This is a genomic window from Curvibacter gracilis ATCC BAA-807 (assembly GCF_000518645.1).
In the GTDB taxonomy this organism is placed as follows: domain Bacteria; phylum Pseudomonadota; class Gammaproteobacteria; order Burkholderiales; family Burkholderiaceae_C; genus Curvibacter; species Curvibacter gracilis.
Map to the genome: position 1 here is coordinate 293,382 of NZ_KI912466.1, position 17,415 is coordinate 310,796.

At 66.6% G+C, this 17,415-nt stretch carries 15 protein-coding genes; 12 read left to right on the forward strand and 3 right to left on the reverse strand.

The genetic code is table 11. The features are described from left to right. Positions 1-27: 27 nt before the first annotated feature. Both L880_RS0126945 and L880_RS0126950 read left to right on the forward strand, forming a co-directional pair. Positions 28-1,611, forward strand: a complete 1,584-nt coding sequence (locus L880_RS0126945) for a benzoate-CoA ligase family protein (RefSeq protein ID WP_027478237.1) — start codon at positions 28-30, stop codon at positions 1,609-1,611. After that, positions 1,608-2,420, forward strand: coding sequence for an alpha/beta fold hydrolase (locus L880_RS0126950; RefSeq protein WP_027478238.1), 813 nt, complete (start codon positions 1,608-1,610; stop codon positions 2,418-2,420). Before L880_RS0126945 ends, L880_RS0126950 begins: the two co-directional genes overlap by 4 nt. Here L880_RS0126950 and L880_RS35305 read toward each other — a convergent pair. Together L880_RS35305 and L880_RS0126960 are read right to left on the reverse strand one after the other, a co-directional pair. Beyond that, positions 2,407-3,426, reverse strand: a complete 1,020-nt coding sequence (locus L880_RS35305; RefSeq protein WP_084461712.1) for a pyridoxamine 5'-phosphate oxidase family protein — start codon at positions 3,424-3,426, stop codon at positions 2,407-2,409. The two genes, L880_RS0126950 and L880_RS35305, sit on opposite strands and share 14 nt — an antisense overlap. Before the next feature lie 47 nt (positions 3,427-3,473). After that, entirely contained in the window at positions 3,474-3,836 is a 363-nt protein-coding gene (locus tag L880_RS0126960; protein ID WP_027478239.1) for a single-stranded DNA-binding protein, read from the reverse strand. A gap of 224 nt (positions 3,837-4,060) precedes the next feature. Here L880_RS0126960 and L880_RS33755 point away from each other — a divergent pair, with 224 nt between their 5' ends. Then, on the forward strand, positions 4,061-4,441 hold the full coding sequence (locus L880_RS33755) for a hypothetical protein (protein ID WP_245615391.1): 381 nt from the start codon (positions 4,061-4,063) through the stop codon (positions 4,439-4,441). Between the two features lie 106 nt (positions 4,442-4,547). Continuing rightward, entirely contained in the window at positions 4,548-5,900 is a 1,353-nt protein-coding gene (gene miaB / locus L880_RS0126970) for a tRNA (N6-isopentenyl adenosine(37)-C2)-methylthiotransferase MiaB (protein ID WP_027478240.1), read from the forward strand. Positions 5,901-5,942: 42 nt separating this feature from the next. Here miaB and ffh read toward each other — a convergent pair whose 3' ends face one another. Continuing rightward, the gene (gene ffh, locus L880_RS0126975) at positions 5,943-7,316 is read right to left on the reverse strand and encodes a signal recognition particle protein (RefSeq protein WP_027478241.1); all 1,374 of its coding nucleotides are present in this window, start codon (positions 7,314-7,316) and stop codon (positions 5,943-5,945) included. 109 nt (positions 7,317-7,425) lie between these two features. Here ffh and L880_RS0126980 point away from each other — a divergent pair, with 109 nt between their 5' ends. The 8 genes from L880_RS0126980 to L880_RS33760 all read left to right on the forward strand — a co-directional run. Next, positions 7,426-8,226, forward strand: a complete 801-nt coding sequence (locus tag L880_RS0126980; protein WP_027478242.1) for a cytochrome C assembly family protein — start codon at positions 7,426-7,428, stop codon at positions 8,224-8,226. Continuing rightward, the gene (locus L880_RS0126985; RefSeq protein ID WP_027478243.1) at positions 8,223-8,495 is read left to right on the forward strand and encodes a PP0621 family protein; all 273 of its coding nucleotides are present in this window, start codon (positions 8,223-8,225) and stop codon (positions 8,493-8,495) included. The genes L880_RS0126980 and L880_RS0126985 overlap by 4 nt, the downstream gene beginning before the upstream one ends. Further along, positions 8,492-10,222 carry a sensor histidine kinase gene (locus L880_RS0126990; protein ID WP_027478244.1) on the forward strand — a complete coding sequence of 577 codons (1,731 nt, stop codon included), beginning with the start codon at positions 8,492-8,494 and terminating at the stop codon, positions 10,220-10,222. Before L880_RS0126985 ends, L880_RS0126990 begins: the two co-directional genes overlap by 4 nt. Positions 10,223-10,224: 2 nt before the next feature. Beyond that, a complete protein-coding gene (locus tag L880_RS0126995) occupies positions 10,225-11,805 on the forward strand; it encodes a sigma-54-dependent transcriptional regulator (RefSeq protein ID WP_043330805.1) in 1,581 nt (526 codons plus the stop codon). Beyond that, positions 11,792-12,397, forward strand: coding sequence for a 1,6-anhydro-N-acetylmuramyl-L-alanine amidase AmpD (gene ampD, locus L880_RS0127000; protein ID WP_027478246.1), 606 nt, complete (start codon positions 11,792-11,794; stop codon positions 12,395-12,397). The genes L880_RS0126995 and ampD overlap by 14 nt, the downstream gene beginning before the upstream one ends. A gap of 349 nt (positions 12,398-12,746) precedes the next feature. Further along, positions 12,747-15,662 carry a ribonucleoside-diphosphate reductase subunit alpha gene (locus tag L880_RS0127005; RefSeq protein ID WP_027478247.1) on the forward strand — a complete coding sequence of 972 codons (2,916 nt, stop codon included), beginning with the start codon at positions 12,747-12,749 and terminating at the stop codon, positions 15,660-15,662. Positions 15,663-15,881: 219 nt separating this feature from the next. After that, on the forward strand, positions 15,882-17,033 hold the full coding sequence (locus L880_RS0127015) for a ribonucleotide-diphosphate reductase subunit beta (RefSeq protein WP_027478248.1): 1,152 nt from the start codon (positions 15,882-15,884) through the stop codon (positions 17,031-17,033). Between the two features lie 177 nt (positions 17,034-17,210). Next, the coding region (locus L880_RS33760) for a hypothetical protein (protein ID WP_211245363.1) at positions 17,211-17,415 on the forward strand (205 nt) is incomplete at its 3' end.

Genomic DNA, 17,415 nt, shown 5'->3' on the forward strand with positions numbered 1-17,415 from the left:
ACCCGACACAACAGACAGGAGACCGACATGAACACCCCCACCGCCCCGATCGCCAACGTGGCCCCGCCGGGCCCCAGCTTCAACTTCGCCCAGCACCTGATCGAGCGCAATGCCGGGCGCGGCAGCAAGACGGCCTACATCGATGACCAGGGCACGCTGAGCTACGGTGAGTTGGCGCAGCGCATCCGCCGTCTGGGCTCGGCCCTGCTGGCCAGCGGCGTGCGCCGTGAAGAGCGCGTGCTGCTGCTGATGCACGACTGCAACGACTGGCCGGTGGCCTTTCTGGGGGCCATGCACGCCGGCATCGTGCCGGTGGCGGTGAACACCTTGCTGACGGCCGACGACTACGCCTACATGCTGGAGCACAGCCGCGCCAGCGCCGTGCTGGTGTCGGCCGCCCTGCTGCCGGTGCTGCAATCGGCCATGACCCGGGGCGAGCACGAGGTGCGGCGCGTCATCGCCTCGCGCCCCACCGCCCCCCTGGCCGAGGGCGTGGTCGACTTCGAAGCCTTTCTGGCCCAGGGCGAGGCCCATGCCGCACCCGCGGCCACCGGCCCCGACGACCCGGGCTTCTGGCTGTACTCCTCGGGCTCCACCGGGCGCCCCAAGGGCACGGTGCACCTGCAAGGCAACCCCTATTGGACGGCCGAGTTGTATGGCGCCCCGATCCTGGGCCTGCGCGAAGACGACATCTGCTTCTCTGCAGCCAAGCTGTTCTTTGCCTACGGGCTGGGCAATGCGCTGAGCTTCCCGCTCAGCGTGGGCGCCACCACGGTGCTGATGGCCGAGCGGCCCACGCCGGACGCCACCTTCCAGCGCTGGACCGAGCAGCGCCCCACGGTGTTCTTCGGTGCCCCGACCGGTTTCGCCGGCATGCTGAGTTCGCCCAGGCTGCCGTCACGTGATCAAGTGGCCCTGCGCCTGTGCTCGTCGGCGGGCGAGGCCCTGCCGGCAGACATCGGCGAACGCTTCACGCGTCATTTCGGGGTGGAGATCATCGACGGCATCGGCTCCACCGAGATGCTGCACATCTACCTGTCCAACCGGGTGGGCGCCGTGCGCTATGGCACCACCGGCACCCCGGTGCCGGGCTACGACATCGAGCTGCGCGGCGAAGACGGTCTGCCAGTGGCCGATGGCGAGCCGGGCGACCTGTATGTGCGCGGCCCCTCGTCGGCCCTGATGTACTGGAACAACCGCGAAAAGACGCGCGACACCTTCCAGGGCGGCTGGACCAAGAGCGGCGACAAATACCTGCACAACGCCGACGGCACCTACACCTATGCCGGGCGCAGCGACGACATGCTCAAGGTCAGCGGCATCTATGTGTCGCCCTTCGAGGTCGAGGCCACCCTGGTGCAGCACCCGGCGGTGCTGGAGGCCGCGGTGATCGGCGTGGCCGACGCCGAGGGCCTGACCAAGACCAAGGCCTTTGTGGTGCTCAAGCCGGGCCAGAGCTGCAGCGAAGAGCTGCTCAAGGCCTTCGTGAAGGAGCGCCTGGCCCCTTACAAGTACCCGCGCCAGATCGAGTTCGTGGAGGAGTTGCCCAAGACGGCCACCGGCAAGATCCAGCGCTTCAAGCTGCGCGAACTGGAAGCCTCGCGCCCATGAGCGTGCAGCACGTGTCCCTGGCCTGGAACGGGCGCCCGGTCGAGATCGAGATCGCCTGGATCCACCCCGAGCGGGCCACCGCCCCGGTGATGGTGTTCCTGCACGAGGGCCTGGGCTCGGTGGCCATGTGGAAGGATTTTCCGCAGCGCCTGTGCCAGGCCCTGGGCTGGCGTGGCCTGGTGTACTCGCGCCCGGGATACGGGCGCTCGACGCCGCGCCCGACCGCCGAAACCTGGAGCCCCGATTTCATGCACCGGCAGGCCCATGAACTGCTGCCGGCCCTGCTGCAGGCCCTGGGCCTGAGCGGCCCTGAGGCACCGCCGCTGTGGCTGTTCGGTCACAGCGACGGGGGCTCGATCACCTTGCTGCATGCGGCCAGCGCCTGCGCCTCGTTGAGTGGCGCCATCGTGCTGGCGCCCCACATCCTGGTGGAAGACCTCTCGGTGCGCAGCATCGAAGTGGCCCGCCAGGCCTACGAAAGTGGCCCACTGCGGGCGGGCCTGGCCCGCTACCACGACGACCCGGACTCGGCCTTCTGGGGCTGGAACCGCATCTGGCTGGATCCGGCCTTCCGTGACTGGAACATCACGGCCGAACTCGCCCACATCCGCTGCCCGGTGCTGGCCGTGCAAGGGCTGGACGACGAATACGGCACGCTGGAGCAGATCCGGGGCATCGCGCGCCAGGCCCCGCACACGCAGTTGCTGGAGTTGCCCGGCTGCGGCCATTCGCCCCACCGCGACCAACCCGAGGCGCTGATCGCCGCCGTGCAGGCCTTTGTGGCGCAACAGCCGCTCAGGCCAGCGTGAGGGCGTCGAAAGACAGGTGGTGCATGAACTCCCGCAGGATCAGCACCCCGGCGGCAAAAGCGGGGCCTTCGGGCAGCCCCTCCGTGGCGGCAGGCCGTCCTTCGGACACCGCGCAGACGCGGTTGAACAGGCGTTCGAGCGCATCCAGGCTCAAGGTGTTGCCGCCGCCTGCCTGCTCGACGATCTGACGCAGCAGGGGGTCGGCACCGTGCAAGGCCGTGCCCACCGGCAGGCGCGGCACCAGGCGCATCAGCTCGTCCTCGACCTCGGCAATGGCGGCTTCGAGCTCGGCAGGCCGGGGCGGCTCATGCCGCCACAGGCGCTCGGCCAGGCTGAGCGTGCCCAGGGGCCATTCAAGCGTCAGCGGCGCCTGCTCGCCATCCCCCACCAGCACCTGGCAGCGCTGCGACCCCAGTTGCAACAGGCTGATCAGCCTAGGCGGGCGGGGCGTGGGCAGGGTCTGCAACAAGGCCTGCAGGCGGCGCAGGCCGGCATCGGCCTCGTAGCTGCTGCCCAGCGGGCGCAGCAGCGGCAGCAGTTGCTCGGCCTCCAGCGTGCGCGCCGCACCAAAGCCGGCGATGTGGCGGCCCCGCGTGGGCTTGAGGCGCACAAAGCGGAAATCGCCCAGCCCGGTCATCGGCGCCGCCTCGGGAAAGCGGCTCAGGTAGGCCGAGCGGCACAACTGCCAGTCGGCGTGATCGGGGCCCTCAGGCTGCAGCACCTGGGCCTCGGCCTGCAGCGTGAGGCGCTGCAGATCGTGCACGGGCTCACCCGCCACCTCGGGCTGCGTGATCAGCAAGGAGACCGCGCTGCGGGCCTGCAGATGGCGCGTGTGGGCGGCCAGCGCGCTCACGTGCAGCACCCCCCAGGGCCCGTCGGCGGCCAGGGCAAAAGGCACCATGGAGACAAAGGGGTCGCCCGAGTCGGTGCAGGTGCCCAGGGCGGCCACACGGCAGTCGGCCAGCAACTGGCGCAGTTCGCCATCGAGCCGCGACTCATGAGCCATGGCAATGGCCTCGTGCGGGGGGATGGGTGCCAACGCGCATGGGGATGTCAGCGCTCGGCGTGGTCGGGAAACAACGCGTCGTCCTGGCCCGCAGCCAGGGCTCGGCGACGCTGCACGTGGTAGGCCGTCACCACCTGATGGGCCACCATGTCGAGAGAGGGTCGGTGATTGCCTTGCTTGTCGGTCCAGACCCGCGGCGTCAGGCTGCCCGACAGGGCCACCGAATCGCCATCGCCCAGGGCCAGCAGGCCGTCCACCACCTCGGTGTCAAAGGCGATCACGTTCACAAACAGGTTCTCGCCTTCGCTGGCAGAGGCCCGCACCCGCGCCACCGCAAAAGGCTGGTTGTGCCGGTCGATGCGCGACTCGGGTGCACCATGCAGTCGGCCACAAATCAATCCATCAATCATTTTTCTCAATCCTTGCAAGGCATGCGCCACCGCGCCGGTGCCACCCGATAGCTTACCCACATGGGCGCGTCCCAAAAGGCAACGCCGCTGAAGGCGGTGTATTTTTCAGTGTCGCCCGGGCTCTGGCACAATCGCGCCCGGACGGGCTGCCCCTGCGGCCCGGCATCCCCTGCCCGTGGCTCAGGCCTTCTGATGCCATGCCTCACAGCCTCTGGATATACACCATGAACCGCTGCCTGAACATTTTTTTACATTCAGCCCCCCGCTGGGCTGTGCTGGCCAGTCTGATGGCCATGTCGGCCCATGCTGAGGTGCGCGAGTTTCCGGCCTCTGCGCTGCGCGGCACCTTGGTGGTGACCCAGCCCCCGATCGTGACCATGGACGGGGTGCAGACCCGGCTCTCGCCGGGCGCACGCATCCGCGATGCCAACAACCTGATGGTGCTGTCGGGCTCGCTGGTCAACCAGAGCCTGACGGTGAACTACACCCGCGACACGCACCAGCTGGTGCACGAGGTGTGGATCCTGACCGCCGAAGAGGCGGCCCTCAAGCGGGCCTCGGCCGCGCCGACCACCAACATCGTCGTCACGGTCCCGGTCAAATAAGCGTGTCCTGACGCGCTGACAAGCCACTGAGCGCACCTGTGCTCCCTTTTTTGGGGCCCGCCGAAACACGACGGCCTGCCGCCCTCCCCCACGAACGAGAACTGCCATGAGCAAAAAAGTCTTCATCAAAACCTTTGGCTGCCAGATGAACGAGTACGACTCGGACAAGATGGCCGACGTGCTGAACGCCGCCCAGGGCTACGAGCCCACCCAGAACGTGGACGAGGCCGACCTGATCCTGTTCAACACCTGCTCGGTGCGTGAAAAGGCCCAGGAGAAGGTGTTCTCGGACCTGGGCCGGGTGCAGCACCTGAAGAAAAAGGGCGTGCTGATCGGCGTGGGCGGCTGTGTGGCCAGCCAGGAAGGCGCCGAGATCATCAAGCGCGCGCCCTATGTGGATGTGGTGTTCGGCCCGCAGACCCTGCACCGCCTGCCCGAGATGCTGAAGGCCCGCGCGCGCCTGGAGCGGCCCCAGGTGGACATCAGCTTTCCCGAGATCGAGAAGTTCGACCACCTGCCGCCGGCCCGCGTCGAGGGCGCCTCGGCCTTTGTCTCGATCATGGAAGGCTGCAGCAAGTACTGCAGCTACTGCGTGGTGCCCTACACCCGCGGTGAAGAGATGAGCCGCCCCTTCGAGGACGTGCTGGTGGAGGTGGCGGGCCTGGCCGATCAGGGCGTGCGCGAAGTCACCCTGCTGGGCCAGAACGTGAACGCCTACCGCGGCCCCATGGGCGACACCGCCGAGATCGCCGACTTTGCGCTGCTGATCGAGTACATCGCTGACATCCCCGGCATCGAGCGCATCCGCTACACCACCAGCCACCCCAACGAATTCACCCAGCGCCTGATCGATGTGTATGACAAGGTACCCAAGCTGGTCAGCCACCTGCACCTGCCGGTGCAGCACGGCAGCGACCGCATCCTGATGGCCATGAAGCGGGGCTACACCGCCATGGAATACAAGAGCACGGTGCGCAAGCTGCGCGCCATCCGCCCCGACATGGCCATGAGCAGCGATTTCATCGTGGGCTTTCCGGGCGAGACCGATGAAGACTTCAGCAAGATGATGAAGCTGATCGACGACGTGGGCTTTGACAACTCGTTCAGCTTCATCTTCAGCCCCCGTCCGGGCACGCCGGCGGCCAACCTGCCCGACGACACCCCGCACGAGGTCAAGCTCAAGCGCCTGCAGCAGGTGCAGGCCGCCATCGAAGACAACATGAAGCGCATCAGCGACACCCGCTTCGGCACGGTGCAGCGCATCCTGGTGGAAGGCCCGTCACGCAAGTCGAGCACCGAGAACCCTGAGCTGATGGGCCGCACCGAATGCAACCGGGCGGTGAACTTCCCGGCCGGCCCGAACCCGCAGCGCCTGATCGGCCAGATGATCGACGTGAAGATCACCCAGGCCCTGCCGCACTCGCTGCGCGGTGAGGTGCTGGTGCGCGAAAGCGCCTGACCCCAGGCATGCAGGCGCTGAGCGGGCGCCTGCGCAGGGCGTTCAGAACGGCATGCCGGGCATGCCTTTCATGCCCTTCATGCCGCCCATGCGCTTCATCATCTTCATGAGGCCGCCGCCCTTCATCTTCTTCATCATGGTCTGCATCTGCTCGAACTCGTTGAGCAGGCGGTTCACTTCCTGCACCTGAACGCCAGCCCCGTTGGCGATGCGGCGCTTGCGCGTGGCCTTGATCAGCTCGGGCTTGCGGCGCTCCAGCGCGGTCATGCTGCAGATGATGCCTTCCTTGCGGCGGATGTCGCGCTCGGCCTTGTCCATGTCCATCTGGCCGGCCTTGGCGGTGAGCTGGGCCGGCAGCTTGTCCATGAGGCTGGACAGCCCCCCCATCTGCTTCATCTGCTGGATCTGGGACAGGAAGTCGTTCAGGTCGAAGCCGTCGCCGCTCTTGACCTTGGCGGCCAGCTTCTGGGCCGCCTCCAGGTCGACCCCGGCGGTGACCTGCTCGACCAGGGCCACGATGTCGCCCATGCCCAGGATGCGACCGGCGTGGCGCTCGGCATCGAACACCTCCAGGCCATCGATTTTTTCGGACACGCCGGCAAACTTGATCGGCGCCCCGGTGATCTGGCGCACCGACAGGGCCGCACCACCGCGCGAGTCGCCGTCGAGCTTGGTCAGCACGATGCCGGTGAGCGGCAGGGCCTCCTTGAAGGCCTTGGCGGTGTTGACCGCGTCCTGGCCCTGCATGGCATCGACCACAAACAGGGTTTCGACCGGCTTGAGGGCGGCATGCAGGTCCTGGATCTCGCGCATCAGCACCTCGTCGATGGCCAGGCGGCCGGCGGTGTCGACCAACAGCACGTCAAAGTAGTGCTTCTTGGCGTAGTCGAGGGCCGCGTAGGCGATGTCCAGGGGCTTTTGATCCGGGCTGCTGGGAAACCACTCGGCACCGGCCTGGGCCGTGACGGTCTTGAGCTGCTCGATGGCGGCCGGGCGGTAGACGTCGCCCGACACGGTCAGCACCTTCTTCTTGCGCTTTTCAATCAGGTGCTTGGCCAGCTTGGCGGTGGTGGTGGTCTTGCCCGCCCCCTGCAGGCCCGCCATCAGGATGACGGCCGGAGGCTGGGTGGCCAGGTTGATGTCGGCAATGCCTTCGCCCATGGTGGCGGCCAGCTCGCGGTTGACGATGCCCACCAGGGCCTGGCCGGGCTTGAGCGAGCCCAGCACGTCCTGGCCCAGGGCCTTTTCCTTGACGCGGGCGATGAAGTCACGCACCACCGGCAGGGCCACGTCGGCCTCGAGCAGCGCCATGCGGACCTCGCGCAGCATGTCGGCCACGTTGGACTCGGTGATGCGCGCCTGGCCGCTCATCTGCTTGACGAGGCGCGAAAGTTTGTCGGTAAGGGCGGAGGCCATGTTTGATGTTCCGAGAGGGTTGAGCGGGCTGGGCCTGCAGGGCTTGCGCCTGGCAAAGACGGCGGGCAGCGCGCCGGGCACCCATGTGCAAGACGCTAAACTGTGATCCATGATTTTATCCAGTGAGTCCACCGGTATGGTGCTGCTGGGCCTGGCAGCCGCCGCAGCCTATGCCGTACCCGCAGCCGCCGCCTCGCGCATCGCGCCGCGCGGCGTGCGTTTCGCCCTGCTGCTGGCCTGGTTGCTGCACGCGGGCGTGTTGATGCTGGGGCTGGCCGGCGAGCCTCCCCGATTCGGCTTTGCGCCAGCCCTGTCCGTCACGGCCTGGCTGGTGCTGACGGTGTATGCCATCGAAAGCCGCCTGTTTCCGCAACTCCAGGCGCGCTGGGCGCTGGCCGGCCTCGGGGCCTTCACCGTGCTGCTGTCGCTGGTGTTTCCGGGGCAGACCCTGCACGTCAGCGCTTCGCCCTGGCTGCCCCTGCACTGGGCCCTGGGCATTGCCTCGTACGGCATGTTCTCGGCTGCGGTGGTGCACGCCTGGCTCATGACCCGGGCTGAACACCGCATCCGGCAGGCCGCCGACCCGCACAGCGGGGTGCCGCTGCTGACCCTGGAACGCCTCACCTTCCGCTTCGTGGCCGCCGGCTTTGTGCTGCTGACCGCCACCCTGCTGGCAGGCTGGCTGTTCGGCGAGGTGCTGTATGGCCAGGCCTGGCGCTGGAACCACAAGACCGTGTTCTCGGTGCTGTCGTGGCTGACCTTTGCCGTGCTGCTGCTGGGCCGCTCCCGCTTCGGCTGGCGGGGGCGCCGGGCTCTGCGCATCCTGTACATCGGCTCCGGCCTGCTGCTGCTGGCCTATGTGGGCTCGCGCTTCGTGATGGAAGTGCTGCTGAGCCGGGGTGGGGCATGAGCAAAGTCCTGCTGATCATCGGCATCGCGCTGGGCGTGTACTGGCTCTGGCGCCAGGGCCGCATGGCCGAATCCCGCGAGGCCAGGCCCGCACCGCCCGAAAGCCCGGCAGCCGCGCGCCAGAGCACCGTCACGCCGCTGCAGGACATGGTGGCCTGCGCCCACTGCGGCCTGCACCTGCCCCGCAGCGAAGCCCTGGCCGATGGCCCGGGCGGCAGCGCACCGTTCTACTGCAGTGCGGCCCACCGCCAGAGCGGCCGCCAGGCATGAGCACGGACGACGCGCCCCCGTCCTGGTTCAGCGCACTCGACCCCGATTCTTCCGAGCTGCTCCCGCTGCCGGGCACACCGTCTCGGCTGTGGCACGGATTTCTGACCGCCCGGCTGATGCTGGCCCTGGCGCTGCTGATGCTGCAGGGCCTGAGCAACCTGCTGACCCCACCCATCAACGCCTGGGTGATGGGCCTGGGCGGGGTGTATTTCGGCCTCACGCTGCTGACCCGTTGGCGAGCCACAAAGCAACCTCCCAGCCCCGAAATGGGGACGCACTGGTTGCCCACCATCGGGCTGGACCTGCTGGTGTTCTCGGCCCTGCAATGGCTGCAGACCGGCAGCATGAACTACGCCCCCCTGGTGGTGATGCCGGTGCTGATGGCCGCCACCCTGGGCTCGCGTCTGCTGACACTGTCGAGCGCGGCGGCCGGCACCCTGCTGCTGCTGGTGCAGACCTGGAGCCTGCACCTGCTGACGGGCAACGACCCGGCCGCCCCGCTGATGCAGGCGGGCATCACGGGTTGCGGCTACTTCGTGGTGGGCCTGCTGGTGCACCAGTTGGCGCAGCGACTGGCCCGCGAAGAACGCATTTCCAACAGCAGCCGACTGGCCGCCCAGGTGCAGGCCCAGGTCAACACCCTGGTGATCGACCACCTGCGTGACGGGGTGCTGGTGATCGATGCCCGCGAGGTGGTGTGCGCCCTGAACCCGGCAGCGCGCAGCTTGCTGGGGTCGGCGGCGGCCCAGACCGCCCCGGGCTTCTGGCTCGGTGCCCACCCGCAATGGCAACCCCTGCTGGACCTGGCCAGAGCCACGTTCGGCCAAGCCCGGGCCCAGGTGCAGGACACCGAACTTCGGCTGGATGCCCAGAGCACGGCCCAGGTGCACGTGCGCACGCGACTGACCCGCAGCGGCCAGCAGCCCACCGGCAACCTGTGTGTCATGTTCGTGCACGACCTGCGCGAGCTGGAGGCCCGCCTGCGCACCGAGAAGCTGGCGGCCATGGGCCGGGTCTCGGCCGCCATGGCGCACGAGATCCGCAACCCGCTGGCCGCCATCACCCAGGCCAATGCGCTGCTGGAAGAAGACATTCAGGACCCCGCCCAGCGGCGGCTGGTGCAGATGGTGCAGCACAACGCGCAGCGCCTGGCCCGCATCGTCGAAGAGGTGCTGGACATCGCCCGGGTCGAGCATCAGCCGGGGGCGGACCCGGGCACGGCCATGCCCCTGGACGCCAGTGTGGCCGCCTGCTGCCGGGAGTGGTGTCAGCGCGATCCGGCCCGTCGCCGCCTGCAACTGGATCTGCGGGCCGGCCAGGTGCAGGTCAGCTTCGACCCCGAGCACCTGCGCCGGGTGCTGGACAACCTGCTGGACAATGCCCTGCGTTACCAGGGCCTGCACGCCGATTCGCTGCAGGTATCGACCCGGCACCCGGCAGGCCATGCCCCCAGCCTGATGGTGTGGAGCGACGGGGCCCCCATGGAGCCCAGCGTGGAACGCCACCTGTTCGAACCCTTCTTCTCGTCCGAAAGCCGGTCTTCCGGGCTGGGCCTGTACATCTGCCGCCAGCTTTGCGAGCGCCACGGTGCCCACATCGCCTACCAGCGCACGTCGGCCGCCACCGCCCGCGGCAGGCTGGATGGCAACGCCTTCGTGCTCGATTTCACGACGGCCGCCACGGGCGATGGACAGCCCCAGCTCGCGTTTGACACAATGCCCAGTTGACCATGTCCAGCCCCTCCAACCACTCCCTGCCAGCGCCGGCCCACATCCTCGTCGTGGATGACGAGCCCGATCTGCGCACCCTGTACGAACTCACGCTGTTGCGCGAGGGCTACCGCGTGGAGGCCGCTGGCAGCCTGGCCGAGGCCCGGGCCTGCCTGGAAGAACGCAGCTTCGATGCGGTGATCACCGACATGCGCCTACCCGACGGGCTGGGCCTGGACCTGCTCAAGCAACTGCGGACCCGCCAACGCCCGGAGCGCTGCGTGGTCATGACCGCCTATGGATCGGCCGAGAACGCGGTCGAGGCCCTGAAGGCGGGCGCCTTCGACTACCTGACCAAACCGGTCGATCTCAAGCAGTTCCGCACCGTGGTGGCCTCGGCCGTGCAAGGCAGCCGGGAGACCCTGGTGATTGCCGCCCGCGAAATGCCCCACGCCGTCGATACCGGTCTGGGCACGCCCGCCATCGGCCTGCAGGCACTGGATCGGCTGGTCGGCCAGTCCGAGGCCCTGCAGGCGGTCAAGCAACGCGTGGCCAAGGTGGCGCGCGGCATGGCGCCGGTGCTGGTGCGCGGCGAGTCGGGCACCGGCAAGGAGCTGGTGGCGCGGGCCTTGCACGCCTGCAGTCAGCGCGGTCATGGTCCGATGGTGGCGGTGAACTGTGGCGCCATTCCTGAAAACCTGCTCGAAGCCGAATTTTTCGGGGCTCGCAAAGGCTCCTACACCGGTGCACAGCAAGACCGCGAAGGCTACTTCCAGGCCGCCAGCGGCGGCACGCTGTTCCTCGACGAGATCGGCGACCTTCCCCTGGCCATGCAGTCCAAGCTGCTGCGGGCCATCCAGGAGCGCAGCATCCGCCCCCTGGGCTCGACCCAGGAGGTGCCCGTGGACGTGCGCATCGTCAGCGCCACGCACAAGGACCTGGCCGCCGACGTGCTGGCCGGGCGTTTCCGTCAAGACCTGTACTACCGCCTCAACGTGATCGAGGTGGTGGTGCCGCCGCTGCGCGAGCGCCGCGAAGACCTGCCCCTGCTGTGCCAGGCCCTGCTCGATCGCATTGCACGCGAATCGGGCCTGGCCGTGCCGCGCCTGAGCGACCGGGCCATGGCCCCCCTGTACGCCCTGCCGCTGGCGGGCAATGTGCGCGAACTCGAAAACCTGCTGCACCGCGCCGTGGCCTTGAGCGAGGGCGATGAGTTGGCCATGGACCAGGCGCTGTGGCTCAACGGCAGCGCCCAGCCGGACGAGGCCGCCGCCCCGGCCCTCAGCCCCGAAGCGGCCCAGGAACCGGTCGCCCCGGCCACAAGCCCCGCGACCCGCTCACCTGAACCCGACAACACGCCGCCGCCCGACCCCACGACGGGCTGCGCCACGCCAGCGCTCCCCAACCCCCTGCCCTTCGATCTGCAGGCCTATCTGGATGAACAGGAGCGCTCCATCCTGATGCAGGCCCTGGAAGACAACCAGTTCAACCGCACCGCCACCGCGGCCCGCCTGGGCCTGAGCCTGCGCCAGATCCGCTACCGCATCGAACGCCTGAACATCCCGATACCGCAAGACAGCGAGAGCCATGAAGCCGGCTGACCCGACACCGCCGCTGTGGCAGGGTGGCTGGTACACGGCGGCCCGGGCCCTGGCCTCACCCAACTTCGGGCCCCGCCCCGATCAGGCCTGCATCGACCTGATCGTGCTGCACTCGATCAGCCTGCCGCCGGGCCAGTACGGCGGCAACGAGGTGCAGCAGCTGTTCACCAACCAGCTCGACTGGGACGCCCACCCTTACTTCGGGCAGATCCGCGGCCTGGAGGTGTCGGCCCACTTCTACATCCGGCGCGATGGCGAGCTGTGGCAATTCGTCGATTGCGACCAGCGCGCCTGGCATGCCGGCCGCTCGCATTACCGGGGCCGCGACAACTGCAATGACGACTCGATAGGCATTGAACTCGAAGGTCTCGAAGGAAGCACTTTCACGGTGGCACAATACGCGACCCTGAACGGGCTGTGCCAGGCACTGCGCTCTCGTTACCCCATCGCCCATGTGGCAGGTCATGAGCACATTGCCCCGGGTCGCAAGAACGATCCCGGCGCCGGTTTTGACTGGCCTGGCTTGATCGTCCAGCTGGGCTGGCCCTCAGGATTTTTCCCTATGGCCGTGGCGCATTTGCCGCAGTCCTGATTTTTTTGCGGCTTCTGTGGCGGCTCAGCGCTCGCAAGCAGCCGCAGACACCATGCGGCCTTGCGGCCTGAAATGCCCGGCAAAGCCAGAAAACAAGCGGCCCGCCTCCCTGGAGTGCAGTCCTGGTGCGGCTTTTGAAGCCCCCTTTCTTGCTGCCATCACAAAGTGAAATAAAGCCCTTTTTCCTGCGCTCATCTTTGGGCTTGATACACTACCGGTAGTGTCTTGAATTCACCCAAGACCCCAGATATAGTGTGTAACGATCGGTTCGATCGAACCACCCCATCACCCGCACGCTCCCACCCGAGCCGTGCCGTCTCCCCTGAAAACAGTTCAAGAAGAGGAATCCATGCAAGTTGCAACGAACGCCCCGGCCTCGGCCTCGAACAGCACCGCCTCCCCTCCCGAAGCCATTGAATCCGGCGTGCCCAGCGTGCTGGCGCACTACCAGATCATCCGCCGCAATGGCGCGGTCGTGCCGTTTGAGCCGCAAAAGATCGCCGTGGCCATGATGAAGGCCTTCCTGGCCGTGCATGGCACCCAGGGCGCGGCCTCGGCCAGCGTGCGCGACGTGGTCGATGCGCTGACCCAGGGCGTGGTGCGGGCGCTGGTGCGCTCGCGTCCGGGCGGCGGCACCTTCCCGATCGAAGACGTGCAAGACCAGGTCGAACTGGGCCTGATGCGCGGCAGCCACCACGAAGTGGCCCGCGCCTACGTGCTGTACCGCGAGCGTCGCGCGCAAGAACGCGCCCATCAGGTCGAACAGGCCAAGCCTCCGGTGCCCACCCTGCACGTGACCGAGAACGGCCAGCGCATCGCCCTCAACGAGGCCTACCTGCGCTCGCTGATCGTCGCCGCCTGCCAAGGCCTGAGCGCCGACGTCAAGCCCGAGCCGATCTTTGCCGAGACCATGCGCAACCTGTACGACGGCGTGCCCATGGAAGAGGTCTACAAGGCTTCGATCCTGGCCGCCCGTACCCTGATCGAAAAAGACCCCGACTACACCTACGCCACCGCACGCCTGCTGCTGCACACGATCGCCAAGGAAGTGCTGGGGCGCGAAGTCAGCCCGGCCGAAATGGCCAGCAGCTATGCCGAGTACTTTCCGCAGTTCATCCAGAAGGGTGTGGACAACGAACTGCTCGATGAAAAGCTGCTGAGCTACGACCTGGTCCGCCTGGGCGCCGCGCTCAAGGCCGAACGCGATCTGCAGTTCGACTACCTGGGCCTGCAGACCCTGTACGACCGTTACTTCCTGCACGTGCGCAAGACCCGCATCGAACTGCCGCAGGCCTTCTTCATGCGCGTGGCCATGGGCCTGGCGCTCAACGAGACCGACCGCGAAGCCCGCGCCATCGAGTTCTACGAAGTGCTGTCGTCCTTCGACTTCATGTCCAGCACCCCGACGCTGTTCAACAGCGGCACGCTGCGCTCGCAACTGTCCAGCTGCTACCTGACCACGGTGCCCGACGACCTGGACGGCATCTACGAATCCATCAAGGAAAACGCCCTGCTGTCCAAGTTTGCCGGCGGCCTGGGCAATGACTGGACCCGCGTGCGCGCCCTGGGCTCGCACATCAAGGGCACGAATGGCGAATCGCAAGGCGTGGTGCCCTTCCTGAAGGTGGTGAACGACACCGCCGTGGCCGTGAACCAGGGTGGCAAGCGCAAGGGCGCGGTCTGCACCTACCTGGAGACCTGGCACCTCGACATCGAAGAGTTCCTGGAGTTGCGCAAGAACACCGGTGATGACCGCCGCCGCACCCACGACATGAACACGGCCAACTGGATCCCCGATCTGTTCATGCGCCGCGTGATGGAAAAGGGCACCTGGACCCTGTTCTCGCCCTCCACCGTGCCCGACCTGCACGACCTGTTCGGAGCCGACTTCGAACGCGCCTACGTGGCCTACGAAGAGAAGGCCGCCCGTGGCGAGATCAAGCCCAGCCGCACCCTGCAGGCCACTGACCTGTGGCGCAAGATGCTGACCATGCTGTTCGAGACCGGCCACCCCTGGATCACCTTCAAGGACGCCTGCAACGTGCGCTCGCCGCAGCAGCACGTGGGCGTGGTGCACTCGTCCAACCTGTGCACCGAGATCACGCTCAACACCAGCGACACCGAAACCGCGGTGTGCAACCTGGGCTCGGTCAACCTGCTGCAACACATCACCGACGGCAAGCTCGATCACGAGAAGCTCAAGCGCACCATCAAGGTGGCCATGCGCATGCTCGACAACGTCATCGACATCAACTACTACGCGGTCAAGAAGGCCCGTGACTCGAACCTGCGCCACCGCCCGGTGGGCCTGGGCCTGATGGGCTTCCAGGACAGCCTGTACGAGTTGCGCATCCCCTACGCTTCGCAAGCTGCCGTCGAGTTCGCCGACCAGTCGATGGAAGCGATCTGCTACTACGCCTACTGGGCCTCGTCCGAGCTGGCCAAGGAACGCGGCAAGTACTCGAGCTACCCGGGCTCGCTGTGGGACCGCGGCATCCTGCCCTTCGACACCATCGACATGCTTGAGAAGGCACGCGGCGGCTACATCGAAGTGGACCGTTCTGCCACCCTGGACTGGGATGCCCTGCGCAAGAAGATCGCCGCCGACGGCATGCGCAACTCCAACTGCGTGGCCATCGCGCCCACGGCCACCATCTCCAACATCATCGGTGTGGATGCCTCGATCGAGCCCTGCTTCGGCAACCTCTCGGTCAAGTCCAACCTGTCGGGTGAGTTCACCGTCATCAACGGCTACCTGGTGCGTGACCTCAAGCGCCTGGGCCTGTGGGACGACGTGATGGTGATGGACCTGAAACACTTCGATGGCTCGCTGCGTCCGATCGACCGTGTGCCGCAAGAGATCAAGGCCCTGTACTCGACCGCCTTCGAAGTGGAAACCACCTGGCTGGTCGAAGCCGCGGCACGCCGCCAGAAGTGGATCGACCAGGCCCAGTCGCTGAACATCTACATGGCTGGCGCCTCGGGCAAGAAGCTCGACGACACCTACAAGCTGGCCTGGTTGCGTGGCCTCAAGACCACCTACTACCTGCGCACCGTGGGCGCCACCCACGCCGAGAAATCCACGGTGGCCGCAGGCCGCATGAACTCGGTGTCGTCGGGTAGCGAACCCGGCCTGGCTGCCGCAGCCAAGCCGAGTGCCCTGGAAGCTGCCGCTGCAGCAGCCCGTGCACAGGCCGATGCGATTCCGGCCACGGACATCAAGTTCTGCGCCATCGACGACCCGGGCTGCGAGGCCTGCCAGTAAGGCCATGGATGCAGCCCAGGCTTCGAGAAGCAGGGGCTGCATCGACGGCATGGAAGCCCTGCATGACCCCGTCTGTTTCAACAAGCGACAGCCGCGTCATGCAAGGCCCACAGCGTCGATGCGACAGAACAACAAACCTCTCACAAACAAGGCAGCCACGCCCATCGGGTACTTTCCAATTTGCATGGCTGCTTTCATAATCCGGACATTGGAAAACTTATGTTGACCTGGGACGAAGAAGTCAAGCCCTCATCGCAAAATTCACTCGCCGGCGAACTGCAAAACAGCCGCACGGCCGAGGTCGCGTCTTCCATCGCATCTGCCGCTCCTGGCGAGCTTGCAGCGGGTGCCAAACGCCGAGTCAATGCGGCCGACAAGCGCATCATCAACGGCCAGACCGACGTCAACCAACTGGTGCCCTTCAAGTACAAGTGGGCCTGGGAAAAGTACCTCGCCACCTGCGCCAACCACTGGATGCCGCAAGAGGTCAACATGACCCGCGACATCGCGCTCTGGAAAGACCCCAACGGCCTGACCGAAGATGAGCGTCGCATCATCAAGCGCAACCTCGGCTTCTTCGTGACCGCCGACTCGCTGGCCGCCAACAACATCGTGCTGGGCACCTACCGCCACATCACGGCCCCCGAGTGCCGCCAGTTCCTGCTGCGCCAGGCCTTCGAGGAAGCCATCCACACCCATGCCTACCAGTACATCGTGGAGTCGCTGGGTCTGGACGAAAGCGAGATCTTCAACGCCTACAACGAGGTGAAGTCGATCCGCGACAAGGACGAATTCCTGATCCCGTTCATCGACGCGATCATGAACCCCGAATTCAAGACCGGCACTGTCGAGACCGACCAGACCCTGCTGAAGTCGCTGATCGTGTTCGCCTGCCTCATGGAAGGCCTGTTCTTCTACGTGGGCTTCACCCAGATCCTGGCCCTGGGCCGGCAAAACAAGATGACGGGTGCGGCCGAGCAGTACCAGTACATCCTGCGCGACGAGTCCATGCACTGCAACTTCGGCATCGACCTGATCAACCAGCTCAAGCTCGAAAACCCCCACCTCTGGACCGCCGACTTCAAGAACGAGATCAAGGCCTTGTTCATGAAGGCCGTTGAACTCGAATACGCCTACGCCGAAGACACCATGCCCCGCGGCGTGCTGGGTCTGAACGCCTCGATGTTCAAGGGCTATCTGCGCTACATCGCCAATCGCCGTGCCACCCAGATCGGGCTGGAGGCCCTCTTCCCGAATGAAGAGAACCCCTTCCCCTGGATGAGCGAAATGATCGACCTGAAGAAAGAGCGCAACTTCTTCGAAACCCGCGTGATCGAGTATCAATCGGGTGGCGCTCTCTCCTGGGACTGATCACCGCAACGCCATGGCCACCCCATTCATGCCCACCGACCACGCAGCGGCCTTTGAGCCCGCCGTGGCGTTGCGCGCCCCCATTCAGACCTGTGGGCATGGGCCCAGAGACCTGGATCGCTTGACGCCGACATGCGAGCGACAAGTGTTCATTGCAATCCGACCAAGGAGAAAATGATGGCAACTGCGAAGAAACCGGCCGCCAAGAAGGCCGCTGCACCTGCAAAGAAGGCGGCTGCTCCCGCCAAGAAGGCCGCCGCCCCAGCCAAGAAGGCTGCAGCACCTGCCAAGAAGGCCGCTGCGCCTGCCAAGGCGGCTGCTCCCGCCAAGAAGGCTGCTGCGCCTGCCAAGAAGGCCGCTGCACCCGCCAAGAAGGCTGCTG

Coding starts and splice junctions, on each gene's coding strand:
- L880_RS0126960 (WP_027478239.1), bottom strand. CDS start 3,836: ATGATTGATGGATTGATTTGTGGCCGACTGCATGGTGCACCCGAGTCG.
- L880_RS0127015 (WP_027478248.1), top strand. CDS start 15,882: ATGTTGACCTGGGACGAAGAAGTCAAGCCCTCATCGCAAAATTCACTC.
- L880_RS35305 (WP_084461712.1), bottom strand. CDS start 3,426: ATGGCTCATGAGTCGCGGCTCGATGGCGAACTGCGCCAGTTGCTGGCC.
- L880_RS0126990 (WP_027478244.1), top strand. CDS start 8,492: ATGAGCACGGACGACGCGCCCCCGTCCTGGTTCAGCGCACTCGACCCC.
- L880_RS0127005 (WP_027478247.1), top strand. CDS start 12,747: ATGCAAGTTGCAACGAACGCCCCGGCCTCGGCCTCGAACAGCACCGCC.
- L880_RS0126985 (WP_027478243.1), top strand. CDS start 8,223: ATGAGCAAAGTCCTGCTGATCATCGGCATCGCGCTGGGCGTGTACTGG.
- L880_RS0126980 (WP_027478242.1), top strand. CDS start 7,426: ATGATTTTATCCAGTGAGTCCACCGGTATGGTGCTGCTGGGCCTGGCA.
- ampD (WP_027478246.1), top strand. CDS start 11,792: ATGAAGCCGGCTGACCCGACACCGCCGCTGTGGCAGGGTGGCTGGTAC.
- ffh (WP_027478241.1), bottom strand. CDS start 7,316: ATGGCCTCCGCCCTTACCGACAAACTTTCGCGCCTCGTCAAGCAGATG.
- miaB (WP_027478240.1), top strand. CDS start 4,548: ATGAGCAAAAAAGTCTTCATCAAAACCTTTGGCTGCCAGATGAACGAG.
- L880_RS0126950 (WP_027478238.1), top strand. CDS start 1,608: ATGAGCGTGCAGCACGTGTCCCTGGCCTGGAACGGGCGCCCGGTCGAG.
- L880_RS0126945 (WP_027478237.1), top strand. CDS start 28: ATGAACACCCCCACCGCCCCGATCGCCAACGTGGCCCCGCCGGGCCCC.
- L880_RS0126995 (WP_043330805.1), top strand. CDS start 10,225: ATGTCCAGCCCCTCCAACCACTCCCTGCCAGCGCCGGCCCACATCCTC.
- L880_RS33755 (WP_245615391.1), top strand. CDS start 4,061: ATGAACCGCTGCCTGAACATTTTTTTACATTCAGCCCCCCGCTGGGCT.